10 protein-coding genes and 2 pseudogenes are annotated in these 14,434 nt (G+C 62.3%); 7 read left to right on the top strand and 5 right to left on the bottom strand.

The window, feature by feature from the left end:
- The 7 genes and pseudogenes from J0663_RS30160 to J0663_RS30135 all read left to right on the top strand — a co-directional run bounded on the left by J0663_RS30160 (position 1) and on the right by J0663_RS30135 (position 11,078).
- Positions 1–606 carry a DUF1419 domain-containing protein gene (locus J0663_RS30160; RefSeq protein ID WP_028755880.1) on the top strand — a complete coding sequence of 202 codons (606 nt, stop codon included), beginning with the start codon at positions 1–3 and terminating at the stop codon, positions 604–606.
- Positions 607–616: 10 nt separating this feature from the next.
- Positions 617–997, top strand: a complete 381-nt coding sequence (locus J0663_RS30155) for a DUF3085 domain-containing protein (RefSeq protein WP_425504993.1) — start codon at positions 617–619, stop codon at positions 995–997.
- 116 nt (positions 998–1,113) lie between these two features.
- Positions 1,114–6,213: a DEAD/DEAH box helicase family protein gene (locus J0663_RS30150; RefSeq protein WP_207246318.1), complete on the top strand. Its 5,100-nt coding sequence runs from the start codon at positions 1,114–1,116 to the stop codon at positions 6,211–6,213.
- 506 nt (positions 6,214–6,719) lie between these two features.
- The gene (locus J0663_RS30145) at positions 6,720–8,543 is read left to right on the top strand and encodes a ParB N-terminal domain-containing protein (protein WP_207246317.1); all 1,824 of its coding nucleotides are present in this window, start codon (positions 6,720–6,722) and stop codon (positions 8,541–8,543) included.
- 132 nt (positions 8,544–8,675) lie between these two features.
- A pseudogene (locus J0663_RS31510) lies at positions 8,676–8,873 on the top strand (DUF7007 domain-containing protein); the annotation flags it as partial.
- Positions 8,874–9,275: 402 nt separating this feature from the next.
- Positions 9,276–9,860: a hypothetical protein gene (locus J0663_RS30140; RefSeq protein WP_131714243.1), complete on the top strand. Its 585-nt coding sequence runs from the start codon at positions 9,276–9,278 to the stop codon at positions 9,858–9,860.
- A 291-nt stretch (positions 9,861–10,151) separates the two neighbouring features.
- Positions 10,152–11,078: an ArdC family protein gene (locus tag J0663_RS30135; protein ID WP_131714242.1), complete on the top strand. Its 927-nt coding sequence runs from the start codon at positions 10,152–10,154 to the stop codon at positions 11,076–11,078.
- Positions 11,079–11,204: 126 nt separating this feature from the next.
- On the opposite strand, the pseudogene J0663_RS30130 reads toward J0663_RS30135, so the two are convergent.
- The 5 genes and pseudogenes from J0663_RS30130 to traI form a co-directional block, all read right to left on the bottom strand.
- Positions 11,205–12,035, bottom strand: a pseudogene (locus J0663_RS30130) (VirB4 family type IV secretion/conjugal transfer ATPase); the annotation flags it as partial.
- 10 nt (positions 12,036–12,045) lie between these two features.
- Entirely contained in the window at positions 12,046–12,345 is a 300-nt protein-coding gene (locus J0663_RS30125; protein WP_138397133.1) for a conjugal transfer protein TrbD, read from the bottom strand.
- On the bottom strand, positions 12,338–12,721 hold the full coding sequence (locus tag J0663_RS30120; RefSeq protein ID WP_138397132.1) for a TrbC/VirB2 family protein: 384 nt from the start codon (positions 12,719–12,721) through the stop codon (positions 12,338–12,340). The genes J0663_RS30125 and J0663_RS30120 overlap by 8 nt, the downstream gene beginning before the upstream one ends.
- On the bottom strand, positions 12,711–13,688 hold the full coding sequence (gene trbB / locus J0663_RS30115; RefSeq protein ID WP_138397131.1) for a P-type conjugative transfer ATPase TrbB: 978 nt from the start codon (positions 13,686–13,688) through the stop codon (positions 12,711–12,713). The genes J0663_RS30120 and trbB overlap by 11 nt, the downstream gene beginning before the upstream one ends.
- Positions 13,685–14,323, bottom strand: a complete 639-nt coding sequence (traI, locus tag J0663_RS30110) for an acyl-homoserine-lactone synthase (protein WP_138397130.1) — start codon at positions 14,321–14,323, stop codon at positions 13,685–13,687. The genes trbB and traI overlap by 4 nt, the downstream gene beginning before the upstream one ends.
- Between the last annotated feature and the right edge of the window lie 111 nt (positions 14,324–14,434).

Here is a 14,434-nt window from a genome sequence, read left to right as displayed (position 1 = left end):
ATGATCCCCTCTCCCGCAACCACCAAGGTTTTCCAGGGCGTCGCAAGCCGCCAACAGATGTTCCGCATGTTTGACCGCCACGCGGAGCGCCCAAAGCGTTGGGATGGTGATGCCGCGCCGTTCTACTCGGGCGAATGGTTCGAGATCGGCGAGACCGAACATGACTACATGTTCGAGGTCCTTCCACCATTGTGGATCCGAGGATCCACGTTTGCGATGCGCGAGTTCATGACTGGCTCGGTGACATCAGTATTCTTCGCGCTCAGGATCGAGGCGTCCATCCGATATTTCCATGGCTACTGCGATCTTTCCGGTAAGGCATCCGTCGAAACGATGCGCGTCGCCATCATCGAGCGCGAAAGCCGAGCGGTCCGGGCGATGACGCGGCAAGAGCGGCTCGAGCATATCTGGAGCATCACTGCCGGCGATTACCGCGGCTATGCCGGAGACGAGTGGCCGCAGTCCGCTCGCGGCAAGCGCACCGTCATACTCTATGGCGGCAACGAAGGCACCTTGCTGAAGCTGCTCGACGAACTCACGGACGGGGAGACTGCTGCGAAGCTGCCGGTGCATCTTCGCCACCTTCCCTCCCAGATCGCCGCGTGAGGGGGAGGCCATGTTCACTTTCAGCGTGGTCGAGGTCAGTGCGGTGATCGTGCACGGACGTACCGACGCGGAAGCCAATGGCGGCTTCCGCAACCCCCACTATGGTCTACTCCCGGGTCGAACGGCCAGGTCTGTGGATCGTCGGCGACGAAGGCGTCTATCTGCTGTCCAATGGCAAACCGGCAGAAGGTCAAAGGACGCTGAGTGCGATCCGCAGACCGATCCGGACTGCTGGCATTACAAGCGTCGGTATTTCGAGGGAGACGACGGGATAGTCTTCATCGCCGGCGCGAGCCTGGAAGCCATGCTTTCCACAACCCCGGAACCCACGCATCTGCGGGCGCAGTTTACGTCGGAAACCATGCAGTTCTCCGTAGTCACGCGCTCGTAGCTGGCGATCGCTGCAGCCGGACGAACCAGATCCAAATTCCTCACCTCATTCATCCGCCATCGCCCGCGGGACCTGTCCTGCGGGCGATGGCGCATATCCTCGAAAAGGAGTCTTCAATGTCCAACGATCCCTTCACCCTCGATATGTTTGTAAGCAGCGCGTTGTCGTCCGGCCTTGGCTTGGGCGTCACCGCGTTTGGCGGTTTCGCCGCCAACGACGACGATCCCGATCCGCCGCCGCCCTCCCCTGCGCCGGCATTGCCTCCACCAGTTGCGAAGCAGCCGGCGCCGCGGACACACGGCCTGCGGGGTAACTTCTATCTCGACAATGGCGATCGTGGACTTGCGATCGACTGGAAGCAAAGGGCGAAGGCGAACCTTGTGGCCATCCTGACCGCCAACGAAATCGAAAAGCAGGATCGACCCGCCACCAGTGACGAACAGGCAAAACTGATCCGCTTTACCGGTTTTGGCGCATCGGAACTCGCAAACGGCATGTTCCGGCGTCCAGGCGACGTCGATTTCCAGGAAGGCTGGGGTGACCTCGGCAGTTCGCTGGAAAGCGCCGTCACCGACGCCGATTATGCTTCGCTCGCGCGTGGCATCCAATATGCTCACTTCACTCCCGAGTTCATCGTCCGCTCGATCTGGGCGGGCTTGCGGCGGCTCGGATGGCGCGGGGGCCGCGTGCTGGAGCCGGGAATCGGCACGGGCCTTTTTCCGGCGCTGATGCCAACGGCGCTCCGTGACACAAGCTATGTCACCGGGGTCGAACTCGATCCGGTAACAGCGCGCATTGTCCGGCTTCTTCAGCCGAAGGCACGCATCATCAACGCCGACTTCGCGCGCACCGATCTCAACGCGATCTATGATCTCGCGATCGGCAATCCGCCCTTCTCCGATCGAACAGTTCGGTCGGACCGGCAGTACCGTCCGCTCGGTCTGCGGCTGCACGACTACTTCATTGCCCGGTCGATCGATCTCTTGAAGCCCGGTGCACTCGCCGCGTTCGTGACAAGCAGCGGCACGATGGACAAGGTGGACAGCACAGCGCGAGAGCATATCGCCAGGTCTGCCGATCTGATCGCAGCGGCCCGCCTCCCCGAGGGCAGCTTCCGCCGCGACGCTGGCACGGATGTGGTCGTGGACATCCTGTTTTTTCGCAAGCGCAAGGCCGGCGAGCCGGAGGGTGATCTGTCATGGCTCGAACTCGAAGAGGTTCGTCCTGCGACATCCGACGAGGGGGCGATCCGCGTAAACCGCTGGTTCGCGCGGCACCCGGATTTCGTGCTCGGCGAGCACGCCTCAACGTCTGGCCCGTTCGGCGAGACCTATACATGCCGGCCACGCGCCGGTGAAGACCTGCAAACGGCAATGAAGGCCGTGATCGCTCTTCTCCCTGAGGATCGGTATGACGGCGAGCCGACGTCGGTCGACATTGATCTGGAAGAGGAGTTGGGCGAGATCGTCGACCTCCGCCCCGCCAACGACAAGGTCCGCGAGGGCAGCTTCTTCCTCAATAACCGCCACGGTCTCATGCAAATGATCGACGGAGCCCCGCTCGCGGTTTCGGTGCGAAAAGGCAGGTCAGGCGAAGGCCTGTCCGAAAAACATGTCCGGATCATCAAGAAGCTGATTCCGATCCGCGACGCCGTCCGCGAGGTGCTGAAAGCGCAGGAACGCGACCAGCCGTGGCGCGATCTGCAGGTTCGGCTGCGTATCGCCTGGTCGAGTTTCATCCGCGACTTCGGGCCGATCAACCACACAACGGTCTCGATCTCTGAGGACGAGGAAAGCGGCGAGGTCCGCGAAACCCATCGTCGGCCGAATCTCCAGCCGTTCCTGGACGATCCCGATTGCTGGCTGGTGGCCTCGATCGAGGACTACGACCTCGAAACCGATACGGCGAAGCCTGGTCCGATCTTCACCGAGCGGGTGATTTCTCCTCCCGCGCCGCCGGTCATAACTTCGGCTGCCGACGCGCTCGCCGTCGTTCTCAACGAGCGTGGCTGCGTCGATCCCGAGCATATTGCCGAGCTGCTGCACCGTGATCCGGATGCTGTGATCGACGAACTCGGTGACGCCATCTTCCGCGATCCCGCGGATGGCTCCTGGCAGACCTCCGACGCCTATCTCTCCGGCCCGGTCCGCACGAAGCTCACGGTCGCCGAAGCGGCGGCTGCGCTCGATCCGGCGTTTGAGCGCAATGTCCGAGCGCTGCAGGACGTCCAGCCTGCCGACCTCCGACCGTCGGATATCACCGCCCGTCTCGGCGCACCCTGGATTCCGGCTGCCGATGTCGTCGCCTTCGTCAAGCAAACGATGGATGTGGACATCAGGATTCACCATATGCCGGAACTCGGGTCATGGACCGTCGAGGCACGCCAGTTTGCCTATAGCGCCGGCGGCACCTCCGAATGGGGCACAAGCCGCCGTCATGCGGGCGAACTGCTGGCCGACGCGCTGAACAGCCGGATTTCGCAGATCTTCGACGTGTTCAAGGATGTTGGCGGTGAACGCCGCGTTCTGAATGTCGTCGACACGGAAGCAGTGCGCGACAAGCTGCAAAAGATCAAGGAGGCTTTTCAGAACTGGGTCTGGACTGACCCAGACCGCACCGACCGGCTTGCGCGGGTCTATAATGACCGCTTCAACAACCTCGCGCCTCGAAAATTCGACGGCTCCCATCTAAAGCTTCCCGGCGCCTCCGGCGCCTTTGTTTTGTATGGGCACCAGAAGCGTGGAATCTGGAGGATCATCTCCTCCGGCTCGACCTATCTCGCCCATGCTGTCGGCGCCGGCAAGACGATGACGATGGCAGCCGCGATCATGGACCAGCGCCGGCTCGGCCTAATCGCCAAGGCGATGCTGGTCGTGCCAAGCCATTGCCTCGCACAGGCGGCGCGCGAGTTCCTGGCGCTGTATCCGAACGCTCGTATCCTCGTCGCCGACGAAACCAACTTCACCAAAGACAAGCGGGCACGTTTCCTGTCGCGAGCCGCCACGGCCAACTGGGATGCTGTTATCATCACCCATTCGGCCTTCAGGTTCATCGCCGTGCCGTCGGCGTTCGAAAGCCACATGATCCAAGAAGAGTTGGAGCTCTACGAGGAGCTTTTGACCAAGGTGGACAGCGAGGATCGGGTGTCGCGCAAGCGGCTCGAGCGCCTGAAGGAAGGCTTGCAAGAGCGGTTGGAAGCGCTCTCAACCCGCAAGGACGACTTTCTCACGATCTCGGAAATTGGCGTCGATCAGATCATTGTCGACGAGGCGCAGGAATTCCGCAAACTCTCTTTTGCGACCAATATGTCGACACTGAAAGGCATCGACCCGAACGGATCGCAGCGGGCCTGGGACCTTTATATCAAGTCCCGCTATATCGAGACCAAGAATCCCGGCCGCGCGCTCGTGCTGGCCTCCGGCACGCCAATCACCAACACTCTCGGTGAGATGTTCTCGATCCAGCGCCTGCTCGGCCACGAGGCGCTGCGCGAACGCGGGCTTCACGAATTCGACGCCTGGGCCTCGACCTTCGGCGACACGACGACCGAACTCGAAATCCAGCCGTCGGGCAAATACAAGCCGGTGAGCCGGTTCGCGAGCTTCGTCAACGTGCCGGAGCTGATCGCGATGTTCCGCTCGTTCGCCGACGTCGTGATGCCGGAGGACCTGAAGCAATATGTCAAGGTTCCGGACGTCTCGACCGGACGGCGGCAGATCCTGACGGCGCAACCGACGCCGGCCTTCAAACTCTATCAGCAGATCCTCGACAGCCGCATCAAGGCGATTGAGATGCGAGAGGGGCCAGCGCAGCCCGGCGACGATATCCTGCTGTCCGTCATCACCGACGGCCGACACGCGGCGATCGACCTGCGCCTGGTCATTCCGGCAAACGACGACGAGCCGGACAACAAGCTCAATCTCCTCATCGAGAACGCCTTTCGCATCTGGACGGAAACGAGCGAAAACACCTATCTTCGTCCGGACGGCAAGCCCTATGAACTTCCAGGCGCGGCGCAGATGATCTTCTCCGATCTCGGCACCATCAATGTCGAGAAGACGCGCGGCTTCTCCGCTTACCGCTGGATTCGTGACGAACTGATCCGCCTAGGCGTGCCCGCGTCGGAAATCGCCTTTATGCAGGACTTCAAGAAGACCGAGGCCAAGCAGCGACTGTTCGGTGACGTCCGTTCGGGCAAGGTTCGCTTCCTGATCGGCTCGTCTGAGACCATGGGCACTGGCGTCAACGCCCAGCTCAGGTTGAAGGCGCTGCATCACCTCGACGTGCCGTGGCTCCCATCGCAGATCGAGCAGCGCGAGGGCAGGATCGTACGCCAGGGCAATCAGCACGATGTCGTCGACGTCTTCGCCTACGCCACGCGAGGGTCACTTGATGCTGCGATGTGGCAGAACAACGAGCGCAAGGCTCGCTTCATCGCCGCCGCCCTTTCCGGCGACATCTCGATCCGCAGGTTGGACGACCTTGGGGAGGGCCAGGCCAACCAGTTTGCCATGGCCAAGGCGATTGCCTCGGGCGACGAGCGCCTGATGCAGAAGGCCGGGCTCGAAGCCGATATCGCTCGGCTCGAACGGCTGCGCGCCGCCCATGATGACGACCTGTTCGCGGTGCGCCGCCAGGTCCGGGACGCCGAACGCGACATCGAGGTATCGCTCCGGCGGATCGGCGAGATCGGCAAGGACATCGCGCGGCTGGTTCCGACTGCGGGAGATGCCTTTACGATGACCGTCACAGGCGTTTCATACGACGAGCGAAAGGAAGCCGGCCGCGCGCTGATGAAGGAAATCCTCACCCTCGTCCAGCTTCAACAGGAGAGCGAGATCGTCGTCGCCTCCATTGGTGGCTTCGATCTCGTCTACGATGGCGAGCGCTTCGGCAAGTCTGACGGTTATCGCTACACCACCATGCTTCAGCGCACGGGCGCGGACTACGAGATCGATCTCGCCGTCACGGTGACGCCGATCGGCGCCGTCTTCCGCCTCGAGCATGCGCTGGATGATTTCGACGGGGAGCGGGAACGCTATCGCCAGCGGCTGGAGGAAGCGCGCCGGCGTCTTGCTTCCTACCAGTCCCGTCAGGGTGGCGATTTTACCTTCGCGAGTGAGCTGGCCGAAAAGCGTCGCCAGCTCCGGGAGGTTGAGGCGGAACTCGCGGCCGAGGCGCGCGAGGCAGGGGCCTCTGCCAGGGAGTCAGCCTGATTTTGGAAGCAGTGCAGCATGTGCATAGGTGCATTGCACAATAAATGTTTTCCATCTGATCAAAATATCATCATAGTGCACACAGCTGATGCACATGGCGGTCTCCTCCCAGTGCCGCCGCAACGGCTGTTCCCCTCTGGAGGTTAAATAACCTTCACACTTCATGGGCCTCGGTTCTTCCGACGGCCCATTTTTTTGTTCCCGCTCAACCCGAATTCTGACCTTCGCATGGGATCGCCCGTCTGAAAAAACAGGAAAGAGGGTGAAAGAAAAACCGGTCGCAGATCGGTCCTCCCGTCGCCGCTGGCGCTCAACCGCGGCCTACGCAGCCCGGCCACTCGTACTTCGCAAGGCTGTTAGCCCCGCTTGTCCTTCGCGGCAGGGCAGCTCGCCCGCAGTTGCGCCGGTCAGGCCGCTTTGCGCTCCGGGAGATGTCTTCAGGAAAAAATGAAGACAGGAAGGACCGGCAGGAGGCCGCGTCCGCATCCCCGGAAAGGAACACTCCCATGCAACTCATGAAGGTCGATCCGCGTGCGCTGAAGGACAATCCCGACAATACGCGCCAGTCGCAGTCGACGCCCCAGGCCGACGCGCTGCTGCTTGCGACCATCAAGGCCGTCGGCGTCATCCAGCCGCCCGTCATTTTCGCCGAAGCCGGCGGCAACGGCTATGTCATCGAAGCCGGTCACCGGCGCACCCGCATGGCCATCGCCGCCGGCATCGAGGAAATCGATGTTATCGTCGTCGAGGCGGCCAACGATAATGGCGCGATGCGTTCGATGATCGAAAACATCGCGCGCGAACCGCTCAACCCCGTCGATCAATGGCGCGGCATCGAGCGCCTCGTTGCTCTCGGCTGGACCGAGGAAGCTATTGCGATTGCGCTGGCCCTGCCGGTCAGACAGATCCGCAAGCTTCGTCTGCTCGCCAGTGTGCTGCCTGCGATGCTAGATCACATGGCCAAGGGCGACATGCCGAGCGAGCAGCAGCTTCGCCCGATTTCCGCAGCGTCACTCGACGAGCAGAAGGAAGTCTGGAAGGCACACAAGCCGAAGAAGGGTGAGACAGCATCCTGGTGGGCGATCGCCAACGGCCTCACCAAGACCCGCATGTTCGCGCGCGATGCGAGTTTCGGCGATGATCTCCGCCGGGCCTACGGCATCGAGTGGGCAGAAGACCTGTTCGGACCGGCTGACGAGGATAACCGCTACACCACCAACGTCGAAGCATTCCTCGGTGCGCAGCAGGAATGGATGAGTAGCAATCTTCCCAAGGAGGGCTCCATCGTCGAGCTCAACAATTGGGGCCAACCCCAATTGCCGCCGAAGGCGGAGCGTATCTACGGCAAGCCCGGCAAAGGCGATTGCACCGCCATGTATCTCGATCGTGAGGGCAAGGTGCAGTCCGCCCATTTCCGGTTGCCGGAGATCAAGAAGGCGAAGCGAAAGGGCGATCCGACCGCGCCCGGCGGCGAGGACACGAACGAGGCCATCGACGTTGCAGGGAAGACCCGTCCCGACGTGACCCGAAACGGCCTCGACATGATCGGCGATTTCCGCACAGACGCTCTGCACGAGGCACTGGCACGAGCGCCGATCGAAGACGATACCCTCTTGGCGCTGCTCGTCCTCGCATTCGCCGGGCAGAACGTCTCGGTCGATTCCGGCTCCGAAACCTCCAACCATCTCTACGGCTCCAAGCGTTTCGCCCGGCACGCCGTCCGGCTGATCGGTGAAAGCGGCAAGCTGCAGTTCGATACAGATACGCTTCGTGTCGTGGCCAGGTCGACCCTGATCGACGCACTGTCGGCGCGGACCAACCGCACGGACAGCGGCATTGTCGCCCGGATCGCCGGCGATGCCATAGGCGCCGACACCTATCTTCCGAACATGGGCACGGAGCAATTCCTCGCGTGCCTATCGCGTCCGGCACTGGAAGCGTCCTGCGGCGGTAGGAGTGTCGCTCCCCGCCCGCGCGTCAGGGACACCCGGGCTGCCCTTGTCGAGCACTTCAAGGAAGAGGGTTTCGTGCATCCGTCTGGCCTCTTCGCACCCGATGACGTGAAGATGGGCGAATGGTTGGCCAAGAACATGGAGCATGGGGGCGATGACGACGATGCACCCGCCGACGGGCCGATGGGCGGCATCGAGGACGGTGCCGACGGTGAGTCTGATCCCTCGATCGAAGCCGAATTGGTCGACAAACCCCATGATCCGGAAGGCGAGGTCGGAGGCAACGCAGCCGACACCGAGCTCGAAGAGCTGGATGAAGCCGACGCTGACACCGGCACTGAGGATCCCGATACCGCTTACGGAATTGCGGCCGAGTAACCCTGCCCCACAACTCCGTACTGATCGATACCGCCGCCGGCCATCACCGGCGGCGGCTTTGTTTCCTCACCTCAAAACAGGAGAATACGCATGTCCGCGTCTTTGATTTACGACCTCGCCCCAATCGGCTCTATCAGCGCCTGGCGCGTGTCACGGCCGCTTTCCGAGCTTAAGCGCGACGACTTCTACTCGCATCATGGCGCCGTTGCGGATGAGACGGAATTTCAAGGACGGATGTTCGAACAGGCCGAGCACAGCCGCGAGCTCCGGGCACTTCACCGGCAGACTGTTCGGATGAACTGCTCGACGCCATGGGGACCGTCGCAGGGCGTGCGGCGGCGTGAGTCCGACCGTATGGGGGCTTTCGTGGCGGCCGGTCCGAGCTGGAGGAAGGGATGCGGGCTGTCGCTCGCAAGAGGTTCTCTCCTCCGGGGGTTCGGAGCCATAGCCCGCCCCCGCCGGTCTGCCCTTCGTTTTCGCTGCGGTCTGAACCGGCGGCCGGTCGTTTAAAGGCCGCTGGCGCGCCGCGAAGCGGCCGGTGCAGCCTCCCTCGCAAAACGGGTTCGCGTCCTTCGCAGGGCTTTACCCCGCTTGTCCGCAAACCCGTTTCGCTCGCCCGGCCGTCCCGGACCTGTGAAAGCGCCCGTCCTTAGCCGGTTCCTGTCGACCGCATCGAAGGGCAGACCGGCAGGGGCCGAAGCCGCTTCGGTGAAACCACGAAAGGAAGATCCCATGGCCAAGCCCGCAACCACTCGACCTGCCGCCCGCGTCGTGCCGCTCCGCAAGGGTACCACCCTCGAAATGGTCAGGCTCACATGCCCGGACACTGCGCAGGCAATGCTGATCGCTGAGAGTTTCGGAACCGCTGTAGTCGACAGCGATGGCATCCGTGAACTCCACGAGCGCCTGATCATTGAGACCGCCGACAGCCTCTCGGACGGTCTCGGTGAGAAGGCGATGCAGATCCATCTCCAGCGTATCGTCGGTGCGTATGTCGGCTCGGCGCACGGCGCCGGCCAGTTCTACAGTCGAGCAGTCTCCGAAGCCCGAGACGCGACCGCCAAATCGGCAAACGATCCCCGCGACGAGGATCTCGATGGCCCGGTGGGTTACGACAGCGCCGCCCAGCGCAAACGCGAATTCGCTGCCGACATGGGCATACAGTCCCACGCGCTGCGGATGGCCGCCGAGGGCGCAGTCGCAGCCTATCGCCACGTCATCGGCGAAGCCTGGAAGCCTTTCGACCGCCCGGTCGACAATCCAGGCCAGTCGCTCGACCGCAAGGCGGCCGAGGCACAGATGGCGGCTCTCGGTTGAGGCGCTTCCGGCGGAGCTTCGGCTCCGCCATCTCCCTCTCACTGATCCTTGGGCCGGTTCCTTTGGGACCGGCCTTTTCCATGTCAACAGAAGGAAAAACAAGAGCCCTGCCCGTCACGCGGCCTCGTCCTTGTTGGCGGTCCTGCAGGAGCCGCCGGTCTGCCACAACGGCTTTGCCGTCCTTCACTCCGTTCCGGCCGTTCCGGTGCGGCCGACCACCTGATCGCTCCTGCCTTCGGACCTCCGCGACGGGGTCGCGATCGGGGCGGCCTCCAAACGGAGGATCACGACATGAGCAAGAAAGCCGAAGGCGAACGCGCCGACATCTATGCGCGGATCACGGATAGAATCATAGCCGACCTTGAAAAGGGCGTAAAACCCTGGATGAAGCCATGGCATGCGGCCAACACCAATGGCCGGATTACCCGGCCGCTGCGCCACAACGGTCAGCCCTATTCGGGCATGAACATTCTCTTGTTATGGTCGGAGGGGATGGCGCGCGGCTTCACTTCACCCATGTGGATGACCTTCAAGCAGGCGCTTGAACTGGGGGCGGCGGTGCGAAAGGGCGAGACCGGTTCGACGGTCGTCTTCGCCAGCCGGTTCACCAAGTCCGAGGCGGACGGCAGTGGTGGAGAAGTCGATCGAGAAATCCCATTCTTGAAGGCTTACACAGTGTTCAACATCGAGCAGATCGACGGACTGCCCGAACACTATCGTCACCCACCGACCCCGGTGCTCGATGCGATCGAGCACATCGAGCACGCCGATTGCTTTTTCCGCAACACGGGCGCTGTCATCCGCCATGGTGGAGCGCAGGCCTATTATTCCCCTATCACGGACCACATCCAGATGCCGCCGTTCGAAACGTTCCGCGACGCGGCGTCCTACGTGGCCACGCTCAGTCACGAAAGTTGCCATTGGACTGCGCGCCCCGATCGCGTCGATCGCGATCTTAGCCGCTATGCGAAGGACAAGACCGAGCGGGCTCGCGAAGAGCTGATTGCGGAGCTCGGGAGTTGCTTCCTATGCGCCGATCTCGGGATCGCACCGGAGCTGGAGCCACGGCCGGACCATGCGTCTTACCTGGACTCGTGGCTGAAGGTTCTATCTGACGACAAGCGGGCTATCTTCCAAGCTGCGGCGCATGCCCAGCGTGCTGTCAGCTTCCTGCACGGTCTCCAGCCCATTCAGGCCGACGAGAGAGCGGCCGCGTAGGAGACGTCAAGGTCGGTCATTGTCACCCGCAACGGCCGACAGCTCTTTCGGCGCTCTCTCCGCGAGCGCGTGCTCATCGGACGTGAGGTCCAGCCTCCCCCAGATCGATGGTTTCCGATCGTTGGCTCGTGACGACCACCGATAGGTCAGCGGCATAAGATCAAGGCTGTTCAGAATACCCGGCCAGCTTTCGGCCGGCAGACCGTCGATCGCAACGACGCCGAGGAAACGGCTTTCGACCTTTGGCGTCAGTCCGTGCTCAAGCTCCGCGGTGGCGATCCAGTCGAGATACATGGGAACGTCGGGAAGCCGGATTGGATGGCTTTCGCCGGTGGTGCAGAACCGGGCGAACTGGAGCAACTCGTCATACCGGGCAATTCGCTCCCCTCCCCTCTCAAGTGTTTCGCGGGTTTCCATTCGCCGGATCGAAAGTGTGTTGGCAAAATACTGCTCAAGCTCACGCACCGCGTTCTTGAACACGAAGAGCACCGTGTCCGCGTAGGACTTCTTCCGGCTTTCCTCATCCGAGTAGATGTATTTGCTGAGTGCAGTCTTCTTGGACTCAAGTGGCCGGTAGGTCAGGATCAGCGCATGCTTGCTCTCGAAATGCCCCTGCTCGCGCGCGAAATGCGCCCGACGCTCGGCATCGATCGCGCGGGTCACCGGGTCCGGGAAATGGCAACGGTCTTCTGTGGGATAGTCGACCGTCGGAATGCGGATGGCCTCGACCTGGATCATCCACCCGCTTCCGAGCCGCGACAGAACGGCATTGATCTGCCTCGACAACTCGTTGCGCTCGAGGTCCGTCGCGCTTTCGGAGTCCGGTCCCGCGAAGTACCAGCCGGCCATCAGACTTCCGTCCTTTAAGAGGAGGACACCATTGTCCACAAGGCCGGCATAGGGAACGAGATCGGCAAAGGATGGGCCGGTCACCCGGAAGCGTTTGAGAGCTACCATGGCCGCCTCCTCAATACCGTCGCCACGGCGAAGTGGTCGCCTTGTAATAGGGCTTGTAGGAAATGTGCCTGATATAGACCTGCCGCATGTGCGGATCGGCCTTCGCCATCATCCTGAGCGCCCCGACGATGACGATCCAGACGGCGACGCCGAAGAGCGCCGAATAGACCGTGAGAACCACGAAGATGAGAATGACGGCCGCAAGGCCGGTGATCAGCATCAATTCGCGGTCCGCGCCCATTAGAAGGTTTGGGCGCGAGAGGGCACGATGGATGCGATTGCGTCGCAAGCCGGACACGGACTCAGCCATCATCTCCCTCCCCTCCCCCGTTCGAACCAATTGACGTGACCTGCTCGTCGGGTAGCCCGATCGAAGCGCCGGTCGCACCGAACAGGCCGACGATGTTGGTGGCGCCGAGCAGGATGCCGGCGACGAGAACGACGTAAACAAGGCGCCGTGCGAAATCGTTGAGCTCGCCGCCGAAGATGAGCATGCCGCCGGCAATGGCCACGGCTGCAAGCGCGATCGCACCCGCGACCGGGCCGGTTATCGATTCCTGAATCTGCTGCAGTGGCCCTTCCCATGGGAGGCTGCCGCCGGAACTGGCGAGCGCCGGCGCGACAGAGGCAAGAACGATTGGCGCCGCCACGAGCGCGGCGGCGATGAGGGTATGCTTACGCGACATGGCGCGCCTCCTGTTCGTCGGTGAGTTGATCGGATTCGATCTCGTACTGTCCGTTGATGAATCGCTCGACTTGGATGATGTCGCGAACAAGCCGGCCGCGCGGCGTCCGCTCGATCGAGATGACCAGGTCGACGGCCTCTCCGATGACCTCGTGCATCGGCTGCTGACTTGCCTCGGCCGTGAGCTGCTCAAGACGGCGTAGCGCCGACATGGCGGTGTTCGAGTGAATGGTCGCCACGCCGCCAGGGTGACCGGTGTTCCAGGCCTTGAGCAATGTAAGGGCCGCGCCGTCGCGGACTTCGCCCACGACGATCCTGTCGGGGCGTAAGCGCATGGTGCTCTTCAAGAGCCGGGCCATGTCGATCGTATCGCTGGTATGGAGGAGAACCGCGTTTTCGGCCGCGCATTGGATTTCCGCGGTATCCTCAAGGATGACGATGCGATCCTCTGGCGCAGAGTTGACGATCTCGTAGATCACTGCGTTCGCAAGCGTCGTTTTGCCCGAGCCCGTTCCGCCGGAAATGATGATGTTCAGCTTCGCGGAAATGGCACTGCGGATCGTGGCGGCCTGGTATTCTGTCATCACGCCGGTCCGAACATAGTCTTCGAGCGGAATGAGGCGTGATGCCCGGCGTCGAATCGTGAAGGCAGGCTTGGCGACGACGGGGGGCAATAGACCCTCGAAGCGGTGGCCACCGATTGGCAGCTCGCCGGAGATGATTGGCTGCTCCGTGTCGACCTCTGACTGAAGCGCGTGCGCCACTGTACCGATCACCATCTCCGCTGCAGCCGACGACATCTGGCCGGCGGGCGTAACGCCGTGACCGAGCCGTTCGATGAACAACTTTCCGTCCGGATTAAGCATGATCTCGACGACGTTCGCGTCGTCCAGGGCAACACAAAGCTGGTCGCCGAGCGCCTCCTGAAGTTTGCGGACGAGCCGAGGGTGAGAGCGAAGCTGGTTCACGGATTTCTCCTTACGCTGCCTGGCTGACAGGGGGCGAGTTCAGAACGGTAGTTGGAGGGGCGAAGCCTGAGGAACATGTCTGCGTCGGCGGCCAGCGTGCCCGCTACGGCCGTCGTCACGCCGATCTTCTTGGGTTCGCCTAAACGATGCAGCTGCCACCCCACGCGGGCGAGGATGCGCTCAAACCGAAGATCGGTCACAGTAACAATCTCAGTGTACCCATTTGCCACGCACCATTCGATGATGCCAGCGAACATGGTCAGCGTCGCTTCATGGACCGAGCCGGCGCCCCTCCCCTCCGCGAGAGCCGTGTCGACACAGAAGCGAGAACTCTCGATCATCGCGGCATGCCCCTTGAGTTGGCCGTCGGGGAGCAGCGACGGGAAAACGTCGGCCACCATTGTCGGTCCGAGCGCAGGAAGAAGCCTTGCGCACCCCGCCAATTCGCCGGTCTCTGCGATGGCGAGAATATAGGTCGGCCGAAGCGCGTCGAAACGATCGGACTCGCACCCCGCCGTTACATCGACTTCCCAACCCAGGCGATCGGAAAAGACCCGAGCACGAAGCTGATAGTGGATGTGTAGGAGATGCGCCTCTTGGATCGTCCGGGGTGTTGAGAGCGCGAGAGCCCGCATGATCTTTCTCCGTCGTTGTTGGTCGGCGGGAAATCAGCACAGTTTGGAATCGGAGGGCAGTTGTAAGATCCAACATGCACGTAGCGAGGTGAGTCGCGGCTCATAAGGGGT

The sequence above is a fragment of the Rhizobium lentis genome (genome assembly GCF_017352135.1).
Classification (GTDB): Bacteria; Pseudomonadota; Alphaproteobacteria; order Rhizobiales; family Rhizobiaceae; genus Rhizobium; species Rhizobium lentis.
This window is presented reverse-complemented; position numbering and strand designations above follow the sequence as displayed.

Excerpts from the sequence above, each read along its gene's own strand:
- J0663_RS30145 (WP_207246317.1), top strand. The coding sequence starts at position 6,720 with ATGCAACTCATGAAGGTCGATCCGCGTGCGCTGAAGGACAATCCCGAC.
- J0663_RS30125 (WP_138397133.1), bottom strand. The coding sequence starts at position 12,345 with ATGGCTGAGTCCGTGTCCGGCTTGCGACGCAATCGCATCCATCGTGCC.
- J0663_RS30140 (WP_131714243.1), top strand. The coding sequence starts at position 9,276 with ATGGCCAAGCCCGCAACCACTCGACCTGCCGCCCGCGTCGTGCCGCTC.
- J0663_RS30120 (WP_138397132.1), bottom strand. The coding sequence starts at position 12,721 with ATGTCGCGTAAGCATACCCTCATCGCCGCCGCGCTCGTGGCGGCGCCA.
- J0663_RS30135 (WP_131714242.1), top strand. The coding sequence starts at position 10,152 with ATGAGCAAGAAAGCCGAAGGCGAACGCGCCGACATCTATGCGCGGATC.
- traI (WP_138397130.1), bottom strand. The coding sequence starts at position 14,323 with ATGCGGGCTCTCGCGCTCTCAACACCCCGGACGATCCAAGAGGCGCAT.
- J0663_RS30155 (WP_425504993.1), top strand. The coding sequence starts at position 617 with ATGTTCACTTTCAGCGTGGTCGAGGTCAGTGCGGTGATCGTGCACGGA.
- J0663_RS30160 (WP_028755880.1), top strand. The coding sequence starts at position 1 with ATGATCCCCTCTCCCGCAACCACCAAGGTTTTCCAGGGCGTCGCAAGC.
- J0663_RS30150 (WP_207246318.1), top strand. The coding sequence starts at position 1,114 with ATGTCCAACGATCCCTTCACCCTCGATATGTTTGTAAGCAGCGCGTTG.